This window comes from Vibrio mexicanus (genome assembly GCF_001012815.1).
GTDB classification, from domain to species: domain Bacteria; phylum Pseudomonadota; class Gammaproteobacteria; order Enterobacterales; family Vibrionaceae; genus Vibrio; species Vibrio mexicanus.
Genome location: NZ_JYJP01000051.1, coordinates 25,383 through 50,871, shown reverse-complemented (window position 1 = coordinate 50,871; position 25,489 = coordinate 25,383). Strand labels below are relative to the sequence as shown.

The 25,489-nt window shown below is 43.6% G+C and carries 23 protein-coding genes and 1 pseudogene; 10 read left to right on the top strand and 14 right to left on the bottom strand.

Annotated elements, in window-relative coordinates:
* Positions 1 to 134 precede the first annotated feature (134 nt).
* Positions 135 to 1,361, top strand: coding sequence for an aromatic amino acid transport family protein (locus UA76_RS07575; RefSeq protein ID WP_047044569.1), 1,227 nt, complete (start codon positions 135 to 137; stop codon positions 1,359 to 1,361).
* Between the two features lie 154 nt (positions 1,362 to 1,515).
* On the opposite strand, the gene UA76_RS07570 is transcribed toward UA76_RS07575, so the two are convergent.
* From UA76_RS07570 to UA76_RS07555, 4 genes are all read right to left on the bottom strand, one after another.
* Positions 1,516 to 2,142 carry a hypothetical protein gene (locus UA76_RS07570; RefSeq protein ID WP_047044567.1) on the bottom strand — a complete coding sequence of 209 codons (627 nt, stop codon included), beginning with the start codon at positions 2,140 to 2,142 and terminating at the stop codon, positions 1,516 to 1,518.
* A gap of 64 nt (positions 2,143 to 2,206) precedes the next feature.
* Positions 2,207 to 2,572, bottom strand: coding sequence for a RidA family protein (locus UA76_RS07565; protein WP_047044563.1), 366 nt, complete (start codon positions 2,570 to 2,572; stop codon positions 2,207 to 2,209).
* 75 nt (positions 2,573 to 2,647) lie between these two features.
* Positions 2,648 to 4,240 carry a metallophosphoesterase gene (locus UA76_RS07560; RefSeq protein ID WP_047044561.1) on the bottom strand — a complete coding sequence of 531 codons (1,593 nt, stop codon included), beginning with the start codon at positions 4,238 to 4,240 and terminating at the stop codon, positions 2,648 to 2,650.
* Positions 4,241 to 4,432: 192 nt separating this feature from the next.
* On the bottom strand, positions 4,433 to 4,915 hold the full coding sequence (locus tag UA76_RS07555) for a phosphatase PAP2 family protein (protein WP_047044558.1): 483 nt from the start codon (positions 4,913 to 4,915) through the stop codon (positions 4,433 to 4,435).
* Positions 4,916 to 5,183: 268 nt separating this feature from the next.
* Here UA76_RS07555 and UA76_RS07550 point away from each other — a divergent pair, with 268 nt between their 5' ends.
* The 3 genes from UA76_RS07550 (at position 5,184) to UA76_RS07540 (ending at position 10,576) form a co-directional block, all read left to right on the top strand.
* Complete coding sequence (locus UA76_RS07550; RefSeq protein WP_047044555.1) at positions 5,184 to 5,492, top strand: cysteine-rich CWC family protein; 309 nt, start codon at positions 5,184 to 5,186, stop codon at positions 5,490 to 5,492.
* 207 nt (positions 5,493 to 5,699) lie between these two features.
* Positions 5,700 to 8,996 (top strand): response regulator, encoded by a 3,297-nt coding sequence (locus UA76_RS07545; RefSeq protein WP_047044554.1) that lies wholly within the window; start codon positions 5,700 to 5,702, stop codon positions 8,994 to 8,996.
* A gap of 275 nt (positions 8,997 to 9,271) precedes the next feature.
* Positions 9,272 to 10,576: an inosine/guanosine kinase gene (locus tag UA76_RS07540; protein ID WP_047044551.1), complete on the top strand. Its 1,305-nt coding sequence runs from the start codon at positions 9,272 to 9,274 to the stop codon at positions 10,574 to 10,576.
* 91 nt (positions 10,577 to 10,667) lie between these two features.
* Here the strand turns inward: UA76_RS07540 and UA76_RS07535 are convergent, their stop codons facing one another.
* From UA76_RS07535 to nrdD, 4 genes are all read right to left on the bottom strand, one after another.
* A complete protein-coding gene (locus UA76_RS07535) occupies positions 10,668 to 11,339 on the bottom strand; it encodes an ATP-dependent zinc protease family protein (RefSeq protein ID WP_047044549.1) in 672 nt (223 codons plus the stop codon).
* A 33-nt stretch (positions 11,340 to 11,372) separates the two neighbouring features.
* A complete protein-coding gene (locus UA76_RS07530) occupies positions 11,373 to 12,554 on the bottom strand; it encodes an amino acid aminotransferase (protein WP_047044548.1) in 1,182 nt (393 codons plus the stop codon).
* A 134-nt stretch (positions 12,555 to 12,688) separates the two neighbouring features.
* A complete protein-coding gene (nrdG, locus tag UA76_RS07525; protein ID WP_047044543.1) occupies positions 12,689 to 13,165 on the bottom strand; it encodes an anaerobic ribonucleoside-triphosphate reductase-activating protein in 477 nt (158 codons plus the stop codon).
* A gap of 43 nt (positions 13,166 to 13,208) precedes the next feature.
* On the bottom strand, positions 13,209 to 15,329 hold the full coding sequence (nrdD, locus tag UA76_RS07520; RefSeq protein WP_047044540.1) for an anaerobic ribonucleoside-triphosphate reductase: 2,121 nt from the start codon (positions 15,327 to 15,329) through the stop codon (positions 13,209 to 13,211).
* Between the two features lie 294 nt (positions 15,330 to 15,623).
* Between nrdD and UA76_RS07515 the strand changes: the two genes are divergently transcribed.
* A complete protein-coding gene (locus UA76_RS07515; protein WP_047044536.1) occupies positions 15,624 to 16,514 on the top strand; it encodes an endonuclease/exonuclease/phosphatase family protein in 891 nt (296 codons plus the stop codon).
* A 116-nt stretch (positions 16,515 to 16,630) separates the two neighbouring features.
* On the opposite strand, the gene UA76_RS07510 is transcribed toward UA76_RS07515, so the two are convergent.
* The 3 genes from UA76_RS07510 to UA76_RS07500 are packed head-to-tail and all read right to left on the bottom strand — an operon-like array spanning position 16,631 to position 17,885.
* The gene (locus UA76_RS07510; protein WP_047044532.1) at positions 16,631 to 17,089 is read right to left on the bottom strand and encodes a YeeE/YedE family protein; all 459 of its coding nucleotides are present in this window, start codon (positions 17,087 to 17,089) and stop codon (positions 16,631 to 16,633) included.
* The gene (locus tag UA76_RS07505; protein ID WP_047044529.1) at positions 17,089 to 17,523 is read right to left on the bottom strand and encodes a YeeE/YedE family protein; all 435 of its coding nucleotides are present in this window, start codon (positions 17,521 to 17,523) and stop codon (positions 17,089 to 17,091) included. The genes UA76_RS07510 and UA76_RS07505 overlap by 1 nt, the downstream gene beginning before the upstream one ends.
* A 44-nt stretch (positions 17,524 to 17,567) precedes the next feature.
* A complete protein-coding gene (locus tag UA76_RS07500) occupies positions 17,568 to 17,885 on the bottom strand; it encodes an ArsR/SmtB family transcription factor (RefSeq protein WP_047044527.1) in 318 nt (105 codons plus the stop codon).
* A 292-nt stretch (positions 17,886 to 18,177) separates the two neighbouring features.
* Between UA76_RS07500 and UA76_RS25605 the strand changes: the two are divergent.
* A pseudogene (locus UA76_RS25605) lies at positions 18,178 to 18,999 on the top strand (NAD(P)/FAD-dependent oxidoreductase); the annotation flags it as partial.
* Positions 19,000 to 19,112: 113 nt separating this feature from the next.
* Positions 19,113 to 19,829 (top strand): rhodanese-like domain-containing protein, encoded by a 717-nt coding sequence (locus tag UA76_RS25600; RefSeq protein ID WP_420340903.1) that lies wholly within the window; start codon positions 19,113 to 19,115, stop codon positions 19,827 to 19,829.
* Between the two features lie 97 nt (positions 19,830 to 19,926).
* Here the strand turns inward: UA76_RS25600 and UA76_RS07490 are convergent, their stop codons facing one another.
* The 3 genes from UA76_RS07490 to UA76_RS07480 form a co-directional block, all read right to left on the bottom strand.
* Complete coding sequence (locus tag UA76_RS07490; RefSeq protein ID WP_047044524.1) at positions 19,927 to 20,622, bottom strand: aspartate/glutamate racemase family protein; 696 nt, start codon at positions 20,620 to 20,622, stop codon at positions 19,927 to 19,929.
* A gap of 96 nt (positions 20,623 to 20,718) precedes the next feature.
* A complete protein-coding gene (locus UA76_RS07485; protein ID WP_202906918.1) occupies positions 20,719 to 21,204 on the bottom strand; it encodes an RNA-binding S4 domain-containing protein in 486 nt (161 codons plus the stop codon).
* Positions 21,205 to 21,285: 81 nt separating this feature from the next.
* Positions 21,286 to 22,926, bottom strand: coding sequence for a response regulator (locus UA76_RS07480; RefSeq protein ID WP_047044522.1), 1,641 nt, complete (start codon positions 22,924 to 22,926; stop codon positions 21,286 to 21,288).
* Positions 22,927 to 23,178: 252 nt separating this feature from the next.
* On the opposite strand from UA76_RS07480, the gene UA76_RS07475 reads away from it, so the two are divergent.
* The 3 genes from UA76_RS07475 to UA76_RS07470 all read left to right on the top strand — a co-directional run bounded on the left by UA76_RS07475 (position 23,179) and on the right by UA76_RS07470 (position 25,488).
* A complete protein-coding gene (locus UA76_RS07475) occupies positions 23,179 to 23,589 on the top strand; it encodes a PPC domain-containing DNA-binding protein (protein ID WP_047044519.1) in 411 nt (136 codons plus the stop codon).
* A gap of 229 nt (positions 23,590 to 23,818) precedes the next feature.
* Positions 23,819 to 24,040: a hypothetical protein gene (locus UA76_RS24535; RefSeq protein WP_238322213.1), complete on the top strand. Its 222-nt coding sequence runs from the start codon at positions 23,819 to 23,821 to the stop codon at positions 24,038 to 24,040.
* On the top strand, positions 24,037 to 25,488 hold the full coding sequence (locus UA76_RS07470; protein ID WP_238322212.1) for an EAL domain-containing protein: 1,452 nt from the start codon (positions 24,037 to 24,039) through the stop codon (positions 25,486 to 25,488). The genes UA76_RS24535 and UA76_RS07470 overlap by 4 nt, the downstream gene beginning before the upstream one ends.
* The last annotated feature ends 1 nt before the right edge of the window (position 25,489 follow it).

Here is a 25,489-nt window from a genome sequence, read left to right as displayed (position 1 = left end):
GAATTATTTCATTACACCCATTGATCTATAGATTTTATCACTGCATAATCCGCGCAACACCAAACCAATTGCCATTAATTTCACGTTGGTTAATTGTTTATCTTCTTTAAATGGCTGTATAAAGAATTTTACACATGACAAAATCTAAAACTATTGGTAGTACTCTGATCATAGCAGGTACAACTATCGGTGCAGGCATGCTTGCCCTTCCTATTGCCTCTGCAGGCATTGGTTTTACCGCATCGATTTTTACTATGATTGCCCTTTGGGCCCTCATGGCATTTACCGCCCTTCTTATGGTAGAGCTTCACCAGTATGCCGACCACGACGCGACATTGCATACCTTAGCGACACAGATCCTTGGAAATAAAGGAAAGTTTGTTGGCGCGTTTGCTATGCTATTTCTGTTTTATGCGCTTTGCGCAGCCTACATTGCCGGAGGTGGTGCTCAGTTTAACAGCAGACTCAATGACTGGACCTCTCTTGACCTGTCACCTTCTAGCGTCACGGTAGTTTTTACCTTAATTGTCGCAACAATTATTACGATCGGCACCAGCACCGTAGATAAGGTGAATCGCGTGTTATTCATTGTAAAAATCATAACGATGGCAATGGTGTTAAGCTTCCTAGCGCCCAACGTTACGAGGGGGTACTTGATGAGTATGCCTGTCGAGCAAGGCCTAATATTTGCGGCGCTCCCTGTCGTGTTCACTTCATTTGGTTTCCATGGCAGTATCCCTTCTATCGTTCGCTATTTAGATGGTGATACCAAAAGCCTGCGTAAGGTTATGCTTATAGGTTCTTCTCTTCCCCTAGTCATTTACATCTTCTGGCAAACAGTGACTTTGGGTGTAATTGAGCAGAATCTTCTGATTGAAAACTCTGGACTAACAGCATTAATCTCAACGCTATCGGCTACAGTCAACAGTGAAAAATTGGCAAGTATCGTGAGTGTGTTTGCTGATCTCGCCTTGCTTACCTCATTCTTAGGTGTAAGCCTTGGCTTGTTCGAGTTTTTGAATGATGTAATGAGCTCTAAATCTGAAAGCTCATCTGCAAATCAATCTAAAACCAATCGCATAAAAGCAAGCCTTGTTACTTTTACACCGCCGCTTGGATTTGCGCTGTTTTACCCTGAAGGATTTATTACAGCACTAGGTTACGCTGCAATCGCTTTGGTTATTTTGGCGATCTTTTTGCCTGTTATCATGGTGCACAAGGTAAGACGTACGCAGTGCCAAGACAACATGTATCAAGTTATAGGTGGTAGCGCTGCGCTGTTTGTTGCAATGGCAACGGGCATTATGATTATCTCTGCGCAGCTTCTCGTTACTGTAGGTGCACTGCCAGCACTTGGTTAATAGTCTCAGATGGTAAATCGAATCTACATAACAAAGCCCCTGTTTTCAGGGGCTTTGATTTTGTGAAGCGTATAGTTTTGAAAACCTAAGCTGGTGACCTAAAAATTTTACAACCCAAGAACCTTACAGCTTAAAAACGTAAAGACTTAGAACCTTAAGCCACAAGACTCATTCGATACTTTTGTTCGTCACCCGATTCTTTAGTAAACCCTACTTGCTCTAGATACTCTGCATGGACTTCAGACGGTGCGACAGCTACAATTTCCTTCACTCCACGCTCTACCAAATGTTCCGGATGTTTCGAATAGAAGAATCTAGCGACTTTCATGTCTCTATACTCAGGCGTGACAAAATCTAGAGCAACTTCTAACTCACCACTTTCATCAATGTTGCCCACCAAGACACCCGCCACAGTGTTGTTTCGCAGCATATAAAATGCGGTGTTAAAGCTTCTCAATTCATTAACTGGGATTTGGTCATCAATCTCTACTTTGTTGGTCGATGTGAAGTGTTGGAAGTATTCTGAAGCCGTTGAAGCAGAAATGAGCTTAAACTTCTCTTTATAGTGATAAAGGTGATACAAGTAGTAGACATTGATCCCCGCGATACCCAGATTCATAAACATGGTTGGGTAGGAATCAATAAAGTAGGCAAACGCCGCAAACAGCAAACAACCGATGAAGTTAATTACCCTAAGCTTTACAATGGAGGTCATGGTGAGTGACACCAAGACCACCAGCGATGCTAGATAACCGAACCATTCAACCCAATCAAACTCCATATTACTTTCCTTTAACATTCATGTTATTAATAAAATAACACAGAGTTCGATTCATATTTGTTACTTAGTCGCGGTATTTCTCTCCAGCTGCCGCGACAAAGGCCATTTCAACAAGCAACTCAGGATCAGCAAGTTCTACTTTCACACAGGCGCGACTAGGCGCAGTACCCTCTGGAAACCATGCATCCCACTCTTCATTTAGGGCATCAAAGTTCGCAAAATCAGTAACATAAATTGTGACTGAAAGAATTCGTGAACGATCACTGTCTACGCTCGCCAACATCTGTTCTGCTTGAGCGAATATTTGCTGGACTTGCCCTTTCATATCCGCTTTTGTGTCTTCTTCGGCCACTTCCACAAAGTGCGCAATACCATTGTATACAGTGACATCAGACCAACGTTTACATGGGTTAATTCTATGAATTGTCATGGTTTTCCTGCTTCTTTTATTCAAAACGGCAGTGTACTGCAGTTAACCCAACAATGGCACATTGTTATGGCTTTATCACGGTGCAAATTTGAATACTTTCTCCGCCACACTGCTACATTCGCGCTCTGCTTCTGGTCGATTGATACCAATGGCGTATTGCTCAGTAAGTAGAAGATAACCTGCAAGCTGTTCGATATTGCCTACGGCCGCTACAGAAAGCGCCGACAACTCGAAATTGTAGCGAGTATCATTCACCACAGGGTAGTACGCCTCGCGTATCGTTTGGTCGAATTCGCTGTATGGCGTCCATTCCTGATAAAGAATCTTTGATACGCGCGCTAACGTCTCTTCATCCACCATTGCCTGCGGGGTTCGGTTAAGGCCTTGAATGATCAGTTGCCTTACTCCGTTAGAAACCAAAGCACCGTCGCAAGGCTGTTGCTTGACGACAAAGTGACGATTATCAGTCAACTCATCAACTGATTCCCATTCAGACAAATACACCCAATATCCCACCAGATCCGCACCTGGCATGATAGCCTGATAGTCGACACACACAACACGATCGCTGAGTTTCGAAGGGTATTGCGTTGGCTCCAGCCCATAGTGGCCAATGATGGTTGGATAAATGGGCGGTTCAACCCAACTTAGCTCTGTAGCACTGACGTGCTGCTCGATATCTGGTGATAAGTGAACCTCGGTATTAACCGTTAGGTCACTAATTGAAGCAATTCCATAGCGGTTTTTCCACCAAGCGATACGAGCCGCTGCCGAAGTACAACCATTTTTATTCAGATAGTAATGCCCTTTTGGAAGCATAGCTTTAGGGCCTTCCAATAAAACGCAAAGTAACTTAGAAAGCTCATGTTCAGTATCCAAGATAAAAGCCCAGCATTCTGGTTTGATTGCATTCGTTTCAGTTAGATACGGCTTTAGTCGATCGATCGTCCCTTGGTGCCAACACGCATGTACCGCTCGGATTTCTCCAAAGTCGAGATAAACCGGTAAGGTTTTAAACCACTCAACCCAATAAAGCGCCGCATCTTCTCTTTTCTGAACCTTGTCAACAAAGCTACCTGAGTCGCACTCTGTTGTGAAACCTAATTGAGCTTTGATCGCATTAAGCTCATGATTCCCCATCAAACAAAATGCTCTATTGGTCTCTGTTAAACTTCTTACTCTTCTCAATACCGCAAGATCATCGCCTTGGATGTTTGTTGGCATGTTGACTAAATCGCCAACGAATACAAGATGAGAGTTTATAAACGCTGTCTCGTATTGATCTTCAATGCAGTCTTGGCTTTGCATAAGCTCGAATAACTTACTGCTCTGCCCATGCACATCTCCCACAAATAGTAGATTCTGAATGTTGTGAGTCGCTTTAAACGCTAATCCTTTTTCCAACTCAAAAGTACGAATCAAAATTTCGCGGCTAAGCGCTTCTATCGACTCAGGAGAGCAGGCACAGGTCCCTGACTCCACTGAACTGAGTTGCCTTAGTCGTTCAATTATTGAAATTGTTAATTCACTAGCGTTATACGTGTTATCCCGCCCACTTTGTTCCGCTTGTATACTCGCAAGTATCGGTTGGATAGATTTCGGGGCATCTTTTGTAAGCTGAGCAAAAAGAAACTGCAGGTGTTTGGTATGAATATAGTTAATTTTCATGAGTCACTTTGATGATAGACAATTACGCCCGCCGCCTTCTCGCAGTACGACAAGTCTTAACGCTCGATACTCGTACTGCTGCGACAAGGAGATTTCTGCCGATATCATAACCCTGTGATATACCAAGAATGGTAATATCGATTATTCCTGATGGAATAATCGATATAAACAATAGGAATATTTTGAAGTTAATTAGAAGAAGTGGAATGCCAGCACAGAGGCGATAATTCCTACCCCTAAGCCACTAATTACATCTCGCCAATGGTGTTTAAGCGCTCGAACTCTACCCAAACCTACCAAAGTCGCTAAACCATAGGACATGAGACCAATAAGCCACCCATTCCACATCATGAGAGCTGTTGAAGCTGCGAAAGCATTAGCAGTATGATTGGACGGAAAACTGTCGTTACCACTTAAATCGGGCCGTTTCGCATCGATTAATGCTTTACCTACTAAACCAATAGTGGAAGCGATTGCGACGATGGTCGCCGCTTGCTTGAACTGAGCCCAATCGCCATGAAACATGGGAAAAACGATCGCGGTTGAGACCAAACCATACACACCTATGTCACTCCACAACTGCCAGTTCATTGAGCTCACGAACTGAAAACAGAAATAGATCCAAAGTGCAGAAATCAAAATGACAGGCGGTAGAGCAGATAGATAGGTCAGCATACTCAGTTCATCGAATCAAAACCGATGCCATTGTGGCAAAATGATGGCTTTGAATCGAATCTCGATTGTAACGAAACATTGTCGTCATATAGATAGCTCTCGTCACCTAACACAATCATTCATCTATCCTATGTGTCAACAGCAGGCCTCAGTAGGGTTCTCGATATTTGTATTGAGTCTTTTGGTAAATTCAGACTGAAATCCTACCCCAAGTTCGCTATATTTCATCACTCTTCCATAGTCATCATAAAAACCGAGTCACCTGTCCATGAAAACACCTTGTATCGCTGCTTGTAAAAACAACGAAGGCATCTGCTCTGGTTGTCATCGTACCATTGCCGAGATTCAAAACTGGCGACATATGACCGACGAAGAACGCGAACATATCATGAATAAGCTCTCTCAAAAGGTTAACACCCACTCTTGCCCAAAATGTGGAGAACCAGCTCATTGCGATATTAGCGCTGGTAAATCATCTTGTTGGTGCTTTGAAATCGAACGCCGTGACACGTCTTCTGAGCCCAAAGAATCGACATGTTATTGTCGTACCTGCCTGTCGGAGCTGCCTACTCGTTAAACTACAGTGAATATTGGGTTAACTTTGAAACATCAAGAACTGATTGGTTACTTCAAAAATGTTAATCCTAACTCTTTGTGGGTATTTTTGTTTTTCGGTGCTTCATTAATTAACGCTGATATTCTACATTATTCATATAGGTAACAACGCAAAAAGCTTATGTTCTCCGATAAAGTACCCTCAAACGTTCGAACAAACGGAAAATTAATGAGGCGGTTGACCTTAAACGTCAAGCTTCTAGGGTTAGCGATCTTTCCACTTTTCCTGCTGTTGTTTTTTGCAGGATACCTAATTGTACATCTCAACTCGCAGCTAAACGAATACGATAAAGTAAAGCAACTGTCGAGTTATATAAGAGCCCTTTCATACGTATATCGTAACCAACAAACCAATAACCTGACACCTGAGCAAATTACCACCGCAAGCGAGAACCTATCTAAAATCTCCGCTAACCTCTTCAATGTCCGCTCATCGGTTTCTAACAACTTGGTCTCACAGTACATTGAGACTAGCCAGGCATTTCACCAATCTGATGACATCTATCAGAAACTTGATCTCATCAGTCAACAAGCAAAGCAATATGAGGCCCTGCTCTACGAACTCGAAAACATTCCTTTTAGTCACGCTAATACAATCGTTCAACAGCAGTTACAAGCTCTAATTGCAATCGAGTGGTTAATGTATTGGTATAACGAAGAGTACATCTTAAGTACCCAGCTCCTTAAATTAGAGAATCAAGAAGAACCCTATTCGGTAGACTTAGCTAATACGATCCGCAGTTTAAGTTACCGACAGTCTCTGTTTGCTGATCGATTCATTTCACTCAATGTTGGTGGTGAACTTACCCCTTTTATGGCGAATACACTGAGTAATCAATCGTTTGCTCGAAGTAATGAGTTTCGAGACATTCTGATGCAACCCGAAAAGTTACAAACACTCACCCCATTTCAAGTGCAAGACGGATTAAAGGCGTTGAGCACGCGCTTCAGTTTACTGCAAAACGTCGCAAGTACGATCCAAGAAAGTCTTTCAAATGAGGTCAGTAGTTCTATTAATACCGTGCAAGGAGCGCGTTTCTTATCAATCTCTGCCGTTGCGCTTATGATGCTGTTCGTAATTTTGGCGAGTACAACAATGGCACGAAAACTCAGTAAAAACCTGAACTTAATATTGGCATTTTTGAAATTGGACAAAAACCAAGACAGGCCTAAACTTGATGGCTTAACGGCTGGCAACGATGAGATCAGCCGATTCGCCAAGGAAGTCGAATCGCTCACATTAGATAGAGAACTCGCCAGCGAACGCTTGACGTTAGCTAAAGAAGATGCCGAAATTGCGAAAGACCAAGCGATAGAAGCGAGCAAAGCAAAAAGTAGTTTCTTAGCCAACATGTCACATGAAATTCGCACACCGCTAAATGGTGTCATTGGGATCTCGGAAATTCTATCTGATACTGAGTTAAACCCAACACAACGCGAATATGTCGACACCATTGAAACTTCGTCCCAGCTTCTATTAAGCCTAATTAACGATATTCTCGACTTCTCTAAGATTGAATCCGGTATGCTGTTAATCAGTGAGCATTCCACCAATATCCGTGAATCTATATATGACATCGCCGCGATCACCATTCCACGGGCGAAAGAAAAGAAAATAGGGCTCAATGTAGAAATAAGCCCAGACATTCCAAGCCGCTTGTTGGCCGATGACCATCGTGTAAGGCAAGTGATCATGAACTTTATGTCGAACGCTGTAAAATTCACCTCTCAGGGTAGCGTGACACTGTCGGCTCAAACACTGAGTCGAGACATTGGCAAAATCACAGTACGGTTCTCTGTCCAAGACTCAGGGATTGGTATCGATGAAAAACAGCAGAAAACCATCTTTGAGCCATTCGCTCAGGAAGATGAATCGACCACACGCCAGTTTGGTGGAACTGGCTTGGGGTTGGCAATTAGTACACAGCTCGTTGAACTCATGGGAGGACGTATTCAGCTAGACTCTCAAAAAGGCATTGGTAGCTGTTTCTATTTTGATTTAACACTGGATATTGAAGAAGACAGGGCCAAACCTCATCCGGTCGAATCCCCCATTATTCTTGTCTGTCGCGCTGAAGGGCTAGCAAAACGAATCAATGATGAGCTTAATTTCTATGGTATTGAAGTCGCTAGTCGCTTTAAAGATATTTCCAAGCTTAACGAAGTTAATGCTGTTCCTTTTTCCATCACAACCGCAACCGTTTTGTTTGTAGAGCCGAACGATCTTTTGCCCCGTGACTTTCAACAATTGTCCATGATTAAACTGCAAGGTGCCAATATATGTCTCGTGCGCTCTTTCCATGGACAGTATACCGAGCTCGAAAGAATCATTAGCGCACAAGTTTCACTCCCTTTGCTCGGCAGTCGCTTAATCAAAGCAATCGATGCTTGTGAACTTCATGAGTCTAGCCTTGATGGTGACTTAGTCGTCAACCTCAATTCAAAGCCCAAAAGAAAAATTCTGATCGTAGAAGACAATCAAGTGAACCAGAAGATTGCCGGATTGCATATCGGAAAAGCGGGTTACGAGTATGAGTTTGCCCACAACGGACGCGAAGGGCTCGACATGTTTATCAGCAATCCAGATTATCTCGTCATCATGATGGATTGCATGATGCCAGTCATGGACGGCTTCACCGCCACTGAAAAAATTCGCGAATACGAACAATCCAACGGCATGGCACGACGTATACCTATCATCGCGTTAACGGCAAGTGTTGTTGATGATGACATTCAGAAGTGTTTTGATAAAGGGATGAATGACTATATACCTAAGCCATTCAAGTTCTCCGTTCTCAAAGAGAAAATCCAACACGCCATTAACCAAGATCCTTCGAATGACGTCGTTCATGACATAGAACAAAATGATTCAGTTACTTCAAGCTCACAACAAGAAATGATTCCACGTCCAGACATTGTCGAACCTAGTTCCCATGAACCGAACAACGTTGTACCAAGCAGCGTTGAATCAAGCACAGCAAAACGAAAGGGACTACCATCTGTAAAAAAAGCAACGAGCCAAAACGAAAGTGTGGCACATCAACCAACTAGCGACACCAGTTTTAACAATGTTACTAATACACAAGGCAAGGCAGAAAAAGTGCTGTTAGTTGAAGATAATCGCGTTAATCAAATGGTCGCCTCAACGATGTTGAAGAAAGCTGGCTATTTGCTGGAAGTCGCTGAAAACGGCCAGATTGCCGTGGATATGTATACCAAAGACAACTCGTTCGACATCATATTGATGGATTGTATGATGCCTGTGAAAGATGGCTATACAGCTACTAAAGAAATTCGCCAATATGAGCAATCGAGTGGCCTAACTAAAACGCCCATCATCGCCCTCACCGCGAGTGTCATTGATGAGGACATCAAGCGCTGCTTCTCATCTGGCATGGATGGATATGTACCCAAGCCCGTCAATAAAGACTCGCTCATACATGAAATAGAGACTTTAACAGCATAGCTCTAGAAAAACCTCAGGGGCAGAATGTGCTTATGTTCTCATTTGCTCAAACGTTACTACGCTACATACCTTGTTTATTATTGTATATGCTGGGACAAAATCGACTCTCGACGAACCAACGACCAGTGTTTTTATCATCGCGTGTAAGTGAAGGTTAAGCAACATTCTAAGTCCGCTCATATCGAATTTAGATCCAGCCATTATGAAATATTAATGAAAGCCAAATTAAAAACATGTGATATACTTCATGAAAATTCTCTAATAAATCATTACTCATGAAGTTTCCTGGCCAGCGCAAATCAAAGCACTACTTTCCAACTCACGCTCGTGATCCTTTAGTAAACCAAATTCAACAAACGCCAAAGCTCCATCGACCAATCATTGTTGGTGTTGGACAAACCATTGTTGATATCGAGGCTCGTGTTGACGACGACTTTCTTGAACGTCACGAGCTAAGTAAAGGACATTCACTTGTTCTTGAGGAAAGTAAGGCAGATGCACTTTATGACGAACTGGTTGAGCGCGGACTAATCACTCACCAATATCCAGGTGATACCATTGGCAATACCCTGCATAACTACTCAGTCCTAGCAGACAGTAAATCAGTACTTCTTGGTGTGATGTCTAAAAACATTGAAGTCGGTTCTTACGCGTACCGTTACCTTTGCCGTACCTCTTCACGCATGAACCTAAACCACCTCCAAACCGTCGATGGACCAATTGGCCGTTGTTACACGCTGATTTCTGAGAATGGTGAGCGCACATTTGCCATTAACGAAGGCGACATGAACCAGTTAATGCCAGAAAGCGTACCTGAAGATGTCTTCGATAAAGCATCAGCATTGATTGTGTCTTCTTACCTAATGCGAGGAAAACCAGAAGATCCAATGCCTAAAGCTGTGGCACGTGCCATTGAGGTCGCTAAATCGAAAAATGTTCCTGTTGTTCTCACGCTTGGTACCAAATACGTAATCGAAGGTAATGAAGCTTGGTGGCAAGAGTACATTAAAGAGAACATTACTGTTGTCGCGATGAATGAGGAAGAAGGTGAAGCCCTCACCGGTGAAAAAGATCCACTTCTTGCAGCAGATAAAGCGCTAGAATGGGTAGACCTAGTGTTATGCACTGCGGGCCCAATCGGTCTTTACATGGCAGGGTACACTGAGGATTTGGCAAAACGCCAAACTGAGCTACCTTTGTTGCCAGGTAATATACCAGAGTTCAACAAGTACGAGTTTAGCCGCGCTATGCGTAAATCGGATTGTACAAATCCGCTTAAAGTCTATTCGCATATCGGTCCTTATCTTGGTGGTCCACTTGAGATTAAGAACACTAATGGTGCAGGCGATGCGGCGCTATCTGCCCTACTTCACGATATGGCAGCAAACAGCTACCACGTCATCAATGTGCCTAACTCATCTAAGCACGATCAGCCATATCTAACTTACTCATCACTCTCTCAAATTTGTAAGTACGCAAACCGCGTGAGCTATGAAGTATTGACCCAACACTCTCCGCGTCTTGGCCGCGCACTCCCAGAGCGTGAAGACAGCTTAGAAGAAGCATACTGGGACCGATAAAGTTCGCATATTCGTAAGACATAAAAAAGCCCGCTTTAACGCGGGCTTTTGAGTACTTCAGTGCAGGTTCTAAGTTAGAGCCTTACAACCCCTATTTCTTAAACTTGTCTTGAACATACTTCTGACTGACATCAACAATAGCGATGTCTTTGAAGAAGCTACGACCTAACAAGATTGGATACTCAAGGTGAGTTCGGTCCGTTAGAGTAAACTCCGTTTTCTCTTTTACATCACCGACTTGGATCCAAGCAACAACAACAGCACGCTTTTCGCCCTCTTCGTTATTGGACTGTTTGATCTTTGCCCATCGCTGAACTGGAAGCGCGATCTTATCGCTGTTAATTCCATCGTGTTGGATCTTAAACTTCACCCAATCATTGCCATCACGTTCGAATGGAACGATATCCACCGCACTCACTGATGAGGTTGTCGCACCTGAGTCTACGCGAGCTTTGAAACTGTCTTCTAGGCCCGGAAAGTAAACCCACTCGTTCTGACCCAAAATCAACTTACCATCTGCCGTCTTTTGAACTTTTTCCGGTTCAGGCTCTGGTTTTGGCTCTGGCTTAGGTTCAGGTTCGACCGGTTTTTCGGGCTCAGTCACTTCCGGTTCTGTTTGAGGTTCAACTTCTGGTTGTTCCACTTCCGGCTCTGGCTGTTCCACTGCTGGTGTTTCTGGCTCTACTGGAGCTTGAGTCGTGGTACACGCGGCCAAACCACCAGTTAACATTAAGGCTAAAACTAATTTCAACGCTTTATTCATGTAGTCACCTAACTGATATCAATATCGCTTTGATTAAGACACTTTTACAATTGCTTCTGCTACATATGGAATGTGGTTTTCAGTTAAGCCTGCAATATTGATACGGCCGTCACCTACTCCATAAATACCAAATTCTTCGCGTAGACGTGTCATTTGTTCTTGGCTAAAGCCTAGCACAGTAAACATACCTTTATGACTTTCGATAAAGTCGAACTGTGATGTATTGTGGTTATTTCTCAATTCGTTACATAAGGTGTGACGCAGACTAACCAAACGTTGCTGCATCTCACTCAGTTCTTGTTTCCAAACTTGAGTTAAGGTGTCACTACCTAGAATAGTTTTCACTAGAGCCGCACCGTGATCAGGTGGCATTGTGTAAGTAGAACGCGCAAGCGTAAGCAGTTTGCCCTTCGCATTGCCTACGTCTTTTTGGTTTTTACCCACTACGATAGCCGCACCTGTGCGCTCACGGTACAAGCCAAAGTTCTTTGAACAAGAGGTTGTGATCAACATTTCTTCAACGTTGTCTGCCATGAAGCGAAGACCTTTCGCGTCTTCTTCTAGGCCATCACCAAAACCTTGGTAAGCGATATCAACAAACGGTGTGAAGCCGTTCTTCTGAGACAGACGCGTGATTTCTTCCCACGCAGCAAAATCGATGTCTGCGCCAGTTGGGTTATGACAACAACCGTGAAGTAAAACCACATCGTTTTTACCTGCTGTAGACAAGTCGTCTAGCATCGCAGCAACATCAACCTGCTTGGTTTCAGGGCTAAAGTAGCGATAGAACTTAACTTTAAGACCTGCCGCTTCCATCACTGGTTTGTGGTTCACGTAGCTCGGGTTTGAGATCCAAACCACCGTATCTGGTTGAGCGACTTTCATTAAGTCGCCTAACATACGCAGAGCGCCACTCGCGCCTGGCGTTTGAATCGCAGAGACACGGTCCATCGCTGAAGTGCCAGTAAGTAACAGATCAACCATGCTTTGGTTGAACTCTTCACAGCCTGCTAAGCCTACGTAAGCTTTGGTTTTTTGTGTTTCAACAACAATATCTTGAGCTTGAGAAATAGCCTTCATAACAGGCGTTTGGCCTTGGCTGTCTTTATAAACGCCAATACCCAAGTCAACTTTGTTTTCGCGTTGATCGTTGCGATAAGCAACAGAAAGAGAAAGAATCGGATCTAGTGCCGGTGTTGGTAAGTGTGAGAACATGAAAGTCACAACCCTTTGAAATTCAAGTAATGGCGTTCAAGTTAACATTTGTTGTGGGAAATTCGAAGCGAAAACTGATTCACAACACCATAAATTGATGTAACGAATACTTAACACTAAAAATTGATGAAAGGCTAACCGGAAAATTCAGTAAACCGATGGATAATCTGGTTGCTAGAGCCCCGCCAATCAAGACTTGGATCCGCTTTGTCTTGCTCGAACTTTCCATCAATCAAAGTATCAATGTAGGGCAATAACGCTTTTTGTTCTTCGGAAAGTTCTTCAAGTGTGTAGCCAGTCCAAAGCCAAATATCCTTATTTTCACATTCAGCTTTAACTCGCTTAACTAGCTTCAAAACCGCAGAGACATTCGCCGGATGCATCGGGTCGCCACCAGACAGCGACAACCCTCTGCGTTTTATACGAGTATCGTTAAGATCAGCGATGATGTGATCTTCAAGCTCTTGAGTGAACAGATGACCAGAATCGAGCCTTTGTGTCGATTGATTGTAGCAACCACGACATTGATGTACGCAGCCTGATACGAACAAGGTACAGCGTGTACCTGGCCCGTTCACGACATCAATTGGGTGATACTGGTGATAGTTCATCTTAAGCGCTTCTCGTTTATTCCGTTTCGACTATTGATCGTCGTTAAAGGTGCTTCACGCGACGTTTAACTTCTTCTTGCTTACCGAAGTTAAACGGACGAGCATCAGGGCTACCCAAGTAACCACATACACGACGTGTTACCGATACTTTTGTTGAGTCATGGTTACCACATTTAGGACAAGTGAAACCTTTGCTAGTACAGTCAAACTCACCGTTATAACCACATTCATAACACTCATCGATCGGCGTGTTCGTTCCGTAGTAAGGAACACGTGAATAACTGTAATCCCAAACGTTTTCAAGCGCTTCAATGTTCTTCTGCATGTTCGGGAACTCTCCGTAACAGATGAAACCACCGCTTGAGATATGTGGGTAAGGCATTTCAAAATCGATCTTGTCGTAAGGGTTTACCTTCTTCTGAACATCAAGGTGGAAACTGTTCGTGTAGTATCCGCGATCCGTTACACCTTCAATCACACCAAACTCTTTGGTATCGATGCGGCAGAATCGGCTACATAAGTTCTCACTTGGCGTGCCGTACAAGCTAAACGCGTAACCAGTCTCCTCAGCCCACTGATTCACGTTTTCTTTTAAGTACTTGATGATGTCTAGTGCTTTATTACGTAACTCTTCGTTGTCGTAAACGTGCTCGTCATTACCAAATAGCGCCGTGATGGTTTCGTGAATACCGATGTAACCTAGCGAAATCGAAGCTCGGCCATTTTTAAAGATGTCTGCAATAGAGTCATCGGCTTTCAATCGAACGCCGCAAGCCCCTTCCATGTAAAGGATTGGGGCAACACGTGCTTTCACATTTTCAAGACGGCTAATACGAGTTTCCAATGCACGACGTGCAACCAACAGCTTCTCATCCAGCAGTTCATAGAATGCTTTCTCATCACCTTGAGCCTTAAGTGCAATACGCGGCAAGTTCAAACTTACAACACCAAGGTTATTACGCCCCTCGTGAACCATTTCGCCGTTTTCTTCATAGGTATTTAAGAAGCTACGGCAGCCCATAGGCGTTTTGAATGAACCGGTTACTTCAACCACTTTGTCGTAGTTAAGAATGTCTGGGTACATACGCTTAGACGCACACTCTAGAGCTAGCTTCTTAATGTCGTAATTTGGATCGTCTTGCTTGTGATTCAAGCCATCTTTAATCGCAAACACAAGCTTAGGGAACACCGCTGTTTTTCGGTTTTTACCCAAGCCAGCAATACGGTTCTTTAAAATTGATTGTTGGATCAACTTCGATGCCCAGCTTGTGCCAAGACCAAAGCCAAACGTAACAAAAGGAGTTTGACCATTTGCTGTGTGTAGTGTGTTTACTTCGTACTCCAATGATTGGAATGCGTCGTAACACTCTTTCTCAGTACGTGCTGATGCAAATGCTTGTGGATCAGGGATGTCCCACTCTTTCGCAATCTCAAGGTGTTTATCATAGCTCGCCATAACGTAAGGTTCTAGCACTTCATCAATACGGTTGATGGTTGTGCCACCGTAGATGTGGCTCGCCACCTGAGCGATGATCTGCGCCGTAACCGCGGTTGCAGTTGAGATTGATTTAGGAGTATCAATCTCCGCATTTCCCATTTTGAAGCCATGTGTCAGCATGCCTTTCAAGTCGATGAGCATACAGTTAAACATTGGGAAGAACGGTGCGTAGTCTAAATCGTGGTAATGAATGTCACCTTCATCGTGCGCTTGAACCACATCACGCGGCAAAATATGCGTTTTCGCGTAGTGCTTCGCCACAATACCTGCCAACAGATCACGCTGAGTTGGAATCACTTTACCGTCTTTGTTGGCATTTTCATTGATAAGGTCAACATTGCTCTCTTCGATAAGACCCTCAATCTCGCGAGTCAGTGCACTTTGCTTCTCGCGTGCGATATCGCGATCGTGACGGTATTCGATGTAAGAGCGTGCAAGTGCCTTAAAAGGGCCCTGCATTAACTCATTTTCGACTAAGGTTTGGATTTCAGCGATATGCACTTCATCGTAATCAGCCAGCTTTAACTCTACGGCTAATGCAACGTTAAGAGCGTAGATTGCAACTTCTTTGTCTACGTTATCCGATGCTGCTTCCACTGCTGCTTGAATACGATCCCTGCTAAACGGAGCTCTCGAGCCGTCACGCTTGATTACGATTGGTTTCACTGTTTCTCCTTACCCTTAGCATACTCACAGAGTTATCCACAAACACACTATATAGGGTGATTTATTATTCGATTGGCACTATATATTGTGGCGTATTTAACGAGATGCACCACTTAAAAGTATTGATTTGGATCAACAAAAATGGGCACAAGAACAAGATCAACACGATCTTATTGCGATTGATCTCAGTTACTAAGAAAAGCATGAAATTTGCAAAAATGGAGAGGTTTTCACTTGCTTTTTTACGAGCTCTTGTAGAATAAAGGATGTCAATAATTCAACGTTAAGAATCGCATGAAAAAGCACCTATCCACACTCTTTCTTCTCACACTCTCTCAAATAGCGTTCGCGACTCCGATAGAGTCACTGAATATAACAACATGGAATATTGAATGGCTCTCTCATAACTCGGTTCCCAAAATTACTCAATCTGATCGCGGTGCTGATGATTTCGAAAGACTCAGAGCCTATTTCATAGATACAGACAGTGACATACTCGCTTTTCAAGAAGTGGATAGCGTAGACGCGATTCAAGAAGTGGTGGGGAAAGGTTACACGATTTACCTTTCGGATAGAGCAAAGCCGCAAAACCAGCATAGGCAGTTTGACGATATTAACCAGTTCACAGGGTTCGCAGTTCGTGATTCGCTAAATGTTAGTAACAAGAGTGATGTGATTCTCGACGGTAGCAATAACAGTCGGTTACGCTTTGCTAGCTACATTGTCGTTCGCCCTCAGGATAAAGACCCTATCCACATACTGTCAGTTCACCTTAAGGCTCGTTGCCAGAGCGCCTATAAAAACAATCGACACTGCCGTACGTTAAAAGAACAAGGCCAAACTCTAAATCGCTGGATAGTTGAACGGGAAAACAACGAGCAATCCTACATTGTTTTAGGCGACTTTAATCATACTTTAAGCCACCCTAAGTCTTGGTTATGGAAGATCATTGGCCAAGACAATCAGTCACAGCTTGCCACTCAGTCTACTCAACCGGATTGTATTGTCCGTTCAAATCGGAATAAGGGGCAAACATACCAATATAGAAGCATCATCGACCATATTGTGGTGAGTGAAAATTTAGAAGCCTCAGGCAATCAACAAATCTTGTTCTCAGAGCAGGACGTACTCAACTATCAGTTAAGCGATCATTGCCCGATTCTTTCTACGGTAAAACAGCGATAAAAAGCAAGCCCCAGATCAGAGTGCGACAGTCCTTTCGACTGTAACGCAATGACTGATTTGGGGCTTCCAGATTTTGAGCGACCGGAGTTAAGAAATTCTTATCTCTGATTATTCAGTTAGGAGCAAACCGTTTTTGCAACTTCTCCTTTAGCTAAATAGCGCTTAGCTAGCGCAATACCTAGCAGCATGCTGACCAAAAAAATGACAATCGTTGAGCTACCACCAGATAAGCTACTCACCGCGGGCCCCGGACAAATGCCCGCAATCCCCCAACCTAAACCAAAAATCATAGAACCCGTTACTAGTGTGCTTTCCACCTTATTGGTTGCTGGAAGGTTGATGTCATCGCCGTTTAATGCGTGCCCGCGCTTTTTAATGACCAAATGATAAAAGGGTGCAAATATCAGCAATGCGCCGCCCATAACAAACATCAAGCTAGGATCCCATTGCCCGGTAATATCAAGAAAAGCTAGAACTTTGTGTGGGTCTGCCATGCCCGATACAACCATTCCGGCTCCAAAAAGTAGGCCAGAAACTAACGCAGAAGCTAACTGAATGACTTTTGTTCTGTTCATTACATCCACCCCATCAAGCGTTTAACAAGAACAACCAATACTGCTGTGGTCATAAAGGTCGCAGTGGCAACAATAGAACGTTTAGACAAACGCCCTAGCCCAATGATGCCATGTCCACTTGTACACCCATTCGCTAGGCGAGTACCAAATCCAACCAGCAAACCGGCAATTGCTACTAAGCTAAGGCTCATGTTTGATACATCTGGAAGATCAAAACCAAATGGGGCAACAATCAACGCACTTGTGACCATGCCTAAGACAAATGCCAAGCGCCAACCTAAATCATTAGGCTTCGAGTTCTTATCTTTCAAGCTAACAAGTGCACCGACAATGCCGCTGATACCCGCGATTTTACCTGTCGCAATCATCAGAAAAACCGCAGAAAAACCCAGCAGCATGCCACCAAACAAAGACTCCCAAGGGATGCTATACATCTATTACACCTCAATAATTATTTCAATCTTCAAACCGTCGTACATCAAGCCAATTCTTGAGCACAAAAAATGCTATGCATACTAGTAATCAACGCAGCGGCTCTTTCGTCTTTTAATGAGTAAAAGACCTGTTGAGCTTCTTTACGAACTTGCACCAAGCCATGTTTTCTCAACACAGTTAAATGCTGTGAGAATGCCGATTGGCTTAATGAGGAACGTTGTTGAAGTACACCCGCACCTACCTCACCAGTTGTGAGCTGACAAAGCACCAATAGCCTTTCTGGGTGGGCCATCACACGAAGCAGGTCAGCGGCTTCTTCAACTCGTTCGTACATTTCATTCATTTGCTGGCTATCGTTCATTTCGCCTGCCTATACCAAACATTGTTAACACTTACTAAATTAGAGAATACTAATTATCATACATAAGTCAATGCTAATTTAGTATTTTACAAATTAGTCCAATTAACATTAGACAAAGCTAATTTAGAGTTGTATTGTATTTGTAAATGTTATTACTTTGGCTTTCAAAGCAGCCAAATTGAAGTAACTCAAATTAATCAAAGTACTTCGTTAAGAAGAATATCTACACCCACTCTACATACAGGCTTCATGCATTAAGAGTGGATAGCTTGACAGGTGTTAGGAGAATCTAATGACTAAAATAGTAATCATCGGCGGTGTTGCAGGTGGCGCTTCAGCAGCGGCAAGAGCACGACGTTTGAGTGAAGATGCTGAAATCATCATGTTTGAACGTGGCCAATTTGTGTCGTTTGCCAACTGCGGCCTGCCGTATCACATTGGTGGCGACATCCAAGAGCGCAGCAAGTTGCTACTTCAAACCCCTGAAAGCTTCCTTGCCCGTTTCAATGTCGATGTCCGTGTGATGAACGAAGTGGTAGACATTGACCGCCATAACAAAAAGGTGACAGTTAAAAATCTATTAGATAACACACAATACAGTGAATCCTACGACTTCTTGCTGTTGAGCCCGGGTGCTGCGCCTATCGTTCCCCCTATTTCAGGTATCGATAATCCACTGACCCATTCGCTTCGCAATATTCCAGACATGGATCGTATCCTAGCCACACTTAAGAATCGTCAGCCAACGCACGCAACAGTAGTGGGCGGTGGATTTATCGGCTTAGAGATGATGGAAGCCTTCCACCAGTTAGGAATCCAAACCAGCCTAATTGAAATGGCCGATCAAGTTATGACGCCCGTTGATAGGGAAATGGCGGGCTTTGCCCATGCAGAAATCAAAGATAAAGGTATCGACCTCAGGCTAAATATCGCACTAGAGTCCGTAGAACATCTTACTGAGTCAAACACTCTTAAGCTTACTCTGAACAATGGAGAGCAGCTTGAAACTGGCATTCTTATCATGGCGATTGGTGTTAAGCCCGAGACTAAACTCGCACAGCAAGCCGGGCTACAAATCGGGGAGCTTGGTGGGATTTGGGTCAATGAGCAAATGCAAACAAGTGACCCTTCGATCTATGCCGTCGGTGACGCCGTAGAAGAAATTGACTTTGTAACAGGCAAACAAACACTAGTACACTCGCGGGGCCTGCTAACCGCCAGGGCCGTATGGCTGCTGACAACATGCTTGGAAGAAATGAATCCTATCAAGGCACTCAAGGTACTGCGATTTGTAAAATTTTCGACCTTGCTATTGCTTCAACTGGTAAGAACGAGAAGCAGCTTAAGCGCGAGGGCGTTCACTATGAGAAGGTCTATGTTCATACAGCCAGTCACGCAAGCTACTACCCTGGTGCAGAAACGGTGTCTTTCAAAATGTTGTTTGACCCAGAAACAGGCAAGATCCTTGGTGCCCAAGCCGCGGGTAAAGACGGCGTCGATAAACGCATCGACATTATGGCCGTCGCTCAACGAGCGGGTATGACGGTCGAACAGCTTCAGCATCTTGAACTGACTTATGCGCCGCCCTACGGTAGTGCTAAAGATGTGATTAACCAAGCGGCATTTGTTGCAAACAATATCGTGAAAGGTGACGCAACGCCTATTCATTATGATGAAATCGATAATCTCTCTGACAACCAAGTGCTGCTTGATGTCAGAAACCCAGGTGAACTCACTAACGTTGGATTCATAGAAGGTGCGATTAACATTCCTGTCGACCAGTTGAGACATCGCATGGATGAGCTCCCAAAAGACAAGGAAATCGTTATTTACTGCCAAGTTGGGTTACGCGGTAACGTAGCCTACCGTCAGTTAGTCAACAACGGTTACAAAGCTCGCAACCTGATAGGCGGCTATCGCACCTATAAGTTTGCTCAAGCCTAGTTGCTTTTATTAGTGAGAACGTCTTGATAATAGTAAGGGAAGCCACTGTGCTTCCCTTATCGCTAATCCAAACTATCTGCCAACAAAAAAAGAAAAATTAATCCGCAAGCGCGAGCTCAACTGCGGCTTCCGCGTGAATGGCTGTCGTGTCATAAAGTGGTACGCGTGTGTCCTCATTGGACACCAATAGCGTGATTTCAGTGCAGCCTAAGATGACCGCTTCAGCGCCCTGCTCTTGCAAATCGTTAATTATTTCGACGTAATCTTGTTTGGACCGCTGATTTATTTTACCTAAACAAAGTTCGTTGTAGATGACATCATGAGCCAGTTTACGTTGCACACCGTTTGGCACAATTACCTCTAGGCCAAATTCTTCTTTTAGTCGCCCTTTATAAAAATCTTGTTCCATTGTGTATGCTGTCCCCAGCAGTCCAACCTTGGTTACGCCATCCTTAATCAATCTTTGCGCAGTGGCATCGGCGATGTGCAATAGAGGAATGGAAATATCTGACGCGACTTGGGGCGCCACTTTATGCATGGTATTGGTACCAATTAAAATGAAATCTGCTCCGGCTTTTTGAAGGCTCTGCGCACAGTCCAACAGCATGTCCGCACTTTTATCCCACTCTCCGGTTCGCTGTAAGACTTCTAGTTCAGCGAAATCGATACTATTGATGAGAACTTTTGCAGAGTGTAAGCCGCCTAACTTCTCTTTGGTAAAGGTGTTTAACGCTTTGTAGTAAACAACGGTTGATTCCCAGCTCATTCCGCCGATCAAGCCAATAGTTTTCATCCTTGGTCCTCATGCAAATTGATTCAGTTAACAAGCATATATCCCATTTCAGGATATGTGAAAAAAAATCCCAGCGTAATGCTGGGATTTTATGAACTAGAAGAAGTCTATTGAGTTTCGCCCGCTGTTTTTGTCTCTCTGAGGCGCAGACTTAGAGTCGTCTTTTGATTTCTTAGCGGGCTTATTGGATTTTTTAGCCGCGCTTGATTGTTTACTCTTCGATTTGCCTTTCGATGCCTTATTTTTCGAGGGTTTCGCTGTCTCAGATGGTGAACTATCCTGCTTACGTTCTTGAGGTTCTGAGACAGGCTGGTCACACACAACAACATAATATTCTTGGTTGAACTCAAAGAAGTCACCGTCGTACATCTTACGACGCTTTCGTGTCTCTAGCTCGCCATTCACCGCAACGTAACCTTCAGAGATTAGGTATTTTGCTTCACCACCACCGTCAACAAGATTAGCAATCTTGAACACTTTATAGAGCTCAATTGGGTGACTCGAAACCTCTATTCCAATCGCTTCAATTTCAATATCTTCACCATCTAGTTCGGGCTCAAATTGGGTGTCGTCGTGGTTCATCATCTTTCCAGTTACAGTCGAAAACGGCAGTTTACCTTCAATCTGAAACGAAGGACAGCTTTGGTTAAATGGCATTAAAGATTAAGCACAGGCCGCCACGCGCTGATTAAACATCACTTTAATGCGCTTCAACGAGTGAAGCGCTTCTTTTCGCTCCAACGCCGTCAATTCCATTCCATAAACCATCACTTTTTCACCGCTCGTAATGACATTTCTGAGTTCCGCCAAAGAAGCATCACCGCAACCAATCTCATCAGCCAAATTAATGAAGGTAGACGCAGAACGCTGGCACAACTGTCTTGACCTAGCGAGCTCTAACGCAATGCCGATAGTTGAGCTTTGATTCGTGTTTTTTTGTCGAGATATATACTTTTCAACCCGTTTCAGACTCGCATAACGTTCTTTCCTGCGATCGTTCAATTGCTCGATCCAACGATGAGTACAAATAGAAAGTAAGTCGTGATGCTTTTTCACCCCTTTCTCATAACGTTTGTACAATTTGTCAAAAAGTTGGTAGTTGTGAGTCAGATGCAATAGATACATCAAATACCCAGTGTAAGCTGCTCCAAGCGTCTGATAGTTTTTTATCAACTGTGTTAACTTACTTCTTATGCCTTTGTGGTCCTCTTCAAGCACATCAATATGTAGTTGAACCAGCATTAAGGCGAGACGCTCCTCTTCCCTAAACTCCGTTTTTGCGAGACTCAGCGCTTCGTTGCGGATCTTCTCTAAGTTTGCTTTACGATTTGACTCAACGACCATCAACTTAAGGCGCAGCATTGTGATTGGTAGTAACAATCCATCTTTAAACGTGGTCACCGATTGGTGCATATAAGATTGATAGTCTTTTATCGCTTTCTCAGGCATCAGTAGCATTTCGTTAACGACAGCTCGCGCTAAAAGCGTTTCATGTGCTCCCTTAGTGAGATCTACGGCTTGAGTAAGCTGCTCGTGAACACCCGCTAAATCGCCTTTTCGAGCCGAAATCATTGCTAATAATTCATATATCTTCGGCGTTTTGGTCTTTCCAGATGATAACCAAGATTGGATCATAGACTCTGCTTGGTCTAGCTCATTCAAAGCAATTAAGGACTCAGCCAACCCACAAATCGCCCAATGTCTCGGTTGCTTACGCAAACATTGGTGGTAATGGCGAGCTGCAGCAGCATAGTCACCGCGTTTAACCAACGTATAACCTTTAAGACGATGGATATGACCCGTATAGTCCGGCATCAAGTCCAATGCAGAGTCAAAAGCTTGCTGGATCTCTTTAACCGTCGCATTCTTACTTAGCTGATAAAGATGAGACATCTCTTGCTTACGTTTGTACGTCCGAGCGACACGACGCTTGAGCTCAAACAAAGAATATGGCTTAACTAGATACTCGTCTGGATCGAGATCTAGGATAGATTTCACAACACCACCGCTTGTGTCAGCAGTAAGCATCACGATAGAGCAAGACATTTGAATAAAGTTGTTCTCTCTGAGCTCTTCAATGATCTGCTTGCCATTTCGGCGTTCATCAAAGTGATAGTCGCAGATAATCGTATCAATACGAGTTTTCTTAGCTAAAGAGACAATCGAACGAACATCCTTGGCAATGTGTATCAGTCGGTCACTAAATCCTATTTCCCGAAGCAGAATTTTAATATTCGCTATAACGATGGGCGAACTCTCTGCGACAAGTACCGAAGACTGACTAATTTTCGAACTATGCGCCAACGACGTAACCTCTCAATAGGTAGGCGGTTTTATTTAGCAGCTAGACTACCGAATCGGCTACCCTAGTTACATGGCGTGTTTATCAATTTTCTGTCAGAATCACAGCCAAAAATCATAGGCGTTACAACACCTTAAAATGCAAATAAACAGACTGTTACATCCAATTAATTTTCCCAAACAAAAGCACTCTAAACATAGATATTTATTAGCATATTAGTTAACAACAACGCTTAAACAGGACTCGAGACAACGATGCAAATTTCACCTATTGCGATTAGGCTAACCAAGGGGCAAGACCTTAAAAAGGCGCTAGCTGATCTCGTCAAGAAACATCAAATAAAAGCGGGAAGCATTGCTTCTTGTGTTGGGTGTTTATCTCAACTTTCAGTGCGCTTGGCAGGCGCAAAAGAGACACTCAATGTTTCAGCTCCATTTGAAATTGTGTCCCTTGTTGGCACTCTCACTCCCAATCATCTTCATATACATATTGCCGCTGCTGATGAAAAAGGGGCGGTATGGGGCGGTCATCTACTAGAAGGAAACATCGTCGATACGACGGCAGAACTCGTTCTACATCACTATCGGTGTCTAAATTTTGAACGTGAGTACGATCCCTCTACTGGTTATAGCGAGCTCACAATACGTGAAAAAGCCGTCAAATGATCGCACCGTCTTAGAGCCATATCAAAATTTATAAACATACCTGGCTATAACATCAGCGATTGAGTGGCTCTGACCCATAGTTTGCTGTAAAAAGGTTAGAGATGTGGCAAACTCATTTAATGAGAATGGTTTTCAACAACCGCTAGCGGTTACTAAGCGATGGACATGCGATTAAAAAACTTTACCGAACAATCATCAGTTACTCATAGCAAAGGATTGAGCTTCTAATATGGGTAATCTCGCTCATATGGACCTCATTCAACAAGGGCCACTTTGCGGTGCTGATTTTGATCAGCTTATGGATAACAACTTTATCCATATGTTTGATGTGTTTAGTGAAGGCGTGTTTTACTTAGCGCCAGATGGCGAAGTCTTCTTCTATAACCCAAGTTTCTACGAACAGTTTGGCATCATGTCAGGCACTATTCATTTCAGTGAGTGGCAAGCTTGATCCACCCGCAAGACCAGCCTGCTTTCGCACGTAAAGTTGACCACCACCTTCTTAACGACAACCAGAAAATCACCTCCCAGTATCGTGTTAGAAAATTAAACGGCCAGTATATTTGGATTGAGGGAACCGCCATTACCAAGAAACGTGATGGCAAAGTCATTATGATTGGGTCGCATCGCGATGTGTCTCATCAAAAATTGATGGAATCTTATATCCAACAAGCCGCTTTCCGTGACGGTACATCTGGCCTTCCTAACCGAAGCCAACTGTTACTCGATATCGAGAAAGCGCAAATTGATGTTGCGAACAATTACTCGCTTATTTATCTGCAAGTCGAAGGCATCAAGTCTTACGTTAACCAGTACGGCTCTGACATACTTCAACAGCTGCTCGATAACCTCATTAGCGCGCTACAAGAACTCTCCGACCGATTTACCGATTATTACCACATCAGCCCTGATGATTTTGCCATCTTAGTCAAAGGCAAATACGGTTCAGAAGAGTTAACACGCCTGTGTGAACGCATCATGAAGCAATACAAGCATTCATTGTCGCAGCAAAGCAATTTATACAACAAAGATATTTGTCTCGGTGTTGTTCCGAATTTCAGTTCTCAGTTGCCGCCGGATGAGATAGTTAAAATTGCGTCTCGTACTTGTCACTTTAGTCAGGTTAAGAAAGAGAACCGTCTATCCATTTACGAGGGCGGAACGAAGAAACAAGTCGAAAGACATTTCTATATAGAACAAGGCCTAGAACAAGCGATTCTCAGCGATACGCTCTCTGTGAAATTCCAGCCGATTGTTTGTGCTAAAACACAAGAAGTCGCGAGTTTTGAAACTTTGGTTCGTTGGCGTACCAAGAATCACGGCGAGATTTACCCTGACGAGTTTATTCCTGTCGCGGAACAAAAAGGGTTTATTGTAGAGCTCGGCAATCTAGTGTTTGAAAAAGCGTGTCGTTTTATACAGAAATATCGCCACTTTCACAACCACAATAAGATACGTGTAAACGTTAATGTATCGGTTCTTCAGTTACTTAACGTTGAGTTTCCAGACACGGTTTATCAGGTAGCCCAACAATACGGGGTGCCTACACACCACATTGTTTTAGAACTGACCGAAACCTTCATACTCGATGGTAACCACAACGCCAAAAAGCAGTTAGAGCGTCTTAGTAATTATGGCTTCAAGTTATCTCTGGATGATTTCGGCGCGGGCTATAGCTCTTTAAACAGTTTCTTCGACCTACCGCTTGATCAGATCAAGATTGATAAGTCGATGGCGTGGCGTTCATTAGAAAACCACGCATCAGGAGAGTACCTTCAATTTGTGATTCAATTATGCCGGGCAAACAACGTAGATATTGTTATAGAGGGCGTTGAGAATGCTTCATGCAACACAAATTTGCTGAAATGGGCGCCTCGTACCTTCAAGGCTATTGGGTAGC

Bases quoted from the DNA above. Each gene is read 5' to 3' on its own strand.
- UA76_RS07540 (WP_047044551.1), top strand. From the start codon at position 9,272: ATGAAGTTTCCTGGCCAGCGCAAATCAAAGCACTACTTTCCAACTCAC.
- UA76_RS07515 (WP_047044536.1), top strand. From the start codon at position 15,624: ATGAAAAAGCACCTATCCACACTCTTTCTTCTCACACTCTCTCAAATA.
- UA76_RS07535 (WP_047044549.1), bottom strand. From the start codon at position 11,339: ATGAATAAAGCGTTGAAATTAGTTTTAGCCTTAATGTTAACTGGTGGT.
- UA76_RS07550 (WP_047044555.1), top strand. From the start codon at position 5,184: ATGAAAACACCTTGTATCGCTGCTTGTAAAAACAACGAAGGCATCTGC.
- UA76_RS25600 (WP_420340903.1), top strand. From the start codon at position 19,113: ATGGCTGCTGACAACATGCTTGGAAGAAATGAATCCTATCAAGGCACT.
- UA76_RS07475 (WP_047044519.1), top strand. From the start codon at position 23,179: ATGCAAATTTCACCTATTGCGATTAGGCTAACCAAGGGGCAAGACCTT.
- UA76_RS07555 (WP_047044558.1), bottom strand. From the start codon at position 4,915: ATGCTGACCTATCTATCTGCTCTACCGCCTGTCATTTTGATTTCTGCA.
- UA76_RS07545 (WP_047044554.1), top strand. From the start codon at position 5,700: ATGAGGCGGTTGACCTTAAACGTCAAGCTTCTAGGGTTAGCGATCTTT.
- UA76_RS07500 (WP_047044527.1), bottom strand. From the start codon at position 17,885: ATGAACGATAGCCAGCAAATGAATGAAATGTACGAACGAGTTGAAGAA.
- UA76_RS07510 (WP_047044532.1), bottom strand. From the start codon at position 17,089: ATGAACAGAACAAAAGTCATTCAGTTAGCTTCTGCGTTAGTTTCTGGC.
- UA76_RS07565 (WP_047044563.1), bottom strand. From the start codon at position 2,572: ATGACAATTCATAGAATTAACCCATGTAAACGTTGGTCTGATGTCACT.
- UA76_RS07490 (WP_047044524.1), bottom strand. From the start codon at position 20,622: ATGAAAACTATTGGCTTGATCGGCGGAATGAGCTGGGAATCAACCGTT.
- UA76_RS07560 (WP_047044561.1), bottom strand. From the start codon at position 4,240: ATGAAAATTAACTATATTCATACCAAACACCTGCAGTTTCTTTTTGCT.
- UA76_RS07485 (WP_202906918.1), bottom strand. From the start codon at position 21,204: ATGAACCACGACGACACCCAATTTGAGCCCGAACTAGATGGTGAAGAT.
- UA76_RS07575 (WP_047044569.1), top strand. From the start codon at position 135: ATGACAAAATCTAAAACTATTGGTAGTACTCTGATCATAGCAGGTACA.
- UA76_RS07505 (WP_047044529.1), bottom strand. From the start codon at position 17,523: ATGTATAGCATCCCTTGGGAGTCTTTGTTTGGTGGCATGCTGCTGGGT.
- UA76_RS07570 (WP_047044567.1), bottom strand. From the start codon at position 2,142: ATGGAGTTTGATTGGGTTGAATGGTTCGGTTATCTAGCATCGCTGGTG.
- UA76_RS07530 (WP_047044548.1), bottom strand. From the start codon at position 12,554: ATGTTCTCACACTTACCAACACCGGCACTAGATCCGATTCTTTCTCTT.
- nrdG (WP_047044543.1), bottom strand. From the start codon at position 13,165: ATGAACTATCACCAGTATCACCCAATTGATGTCGTGAACGGGCCAGGT.
- UA76_RS24535 (WP_238322213.1), top strand. From the start codon at position 23,819: ATGGGTAATCTCGCTCATATGGACCTCATTCAACAAGGGCCACTTTGC.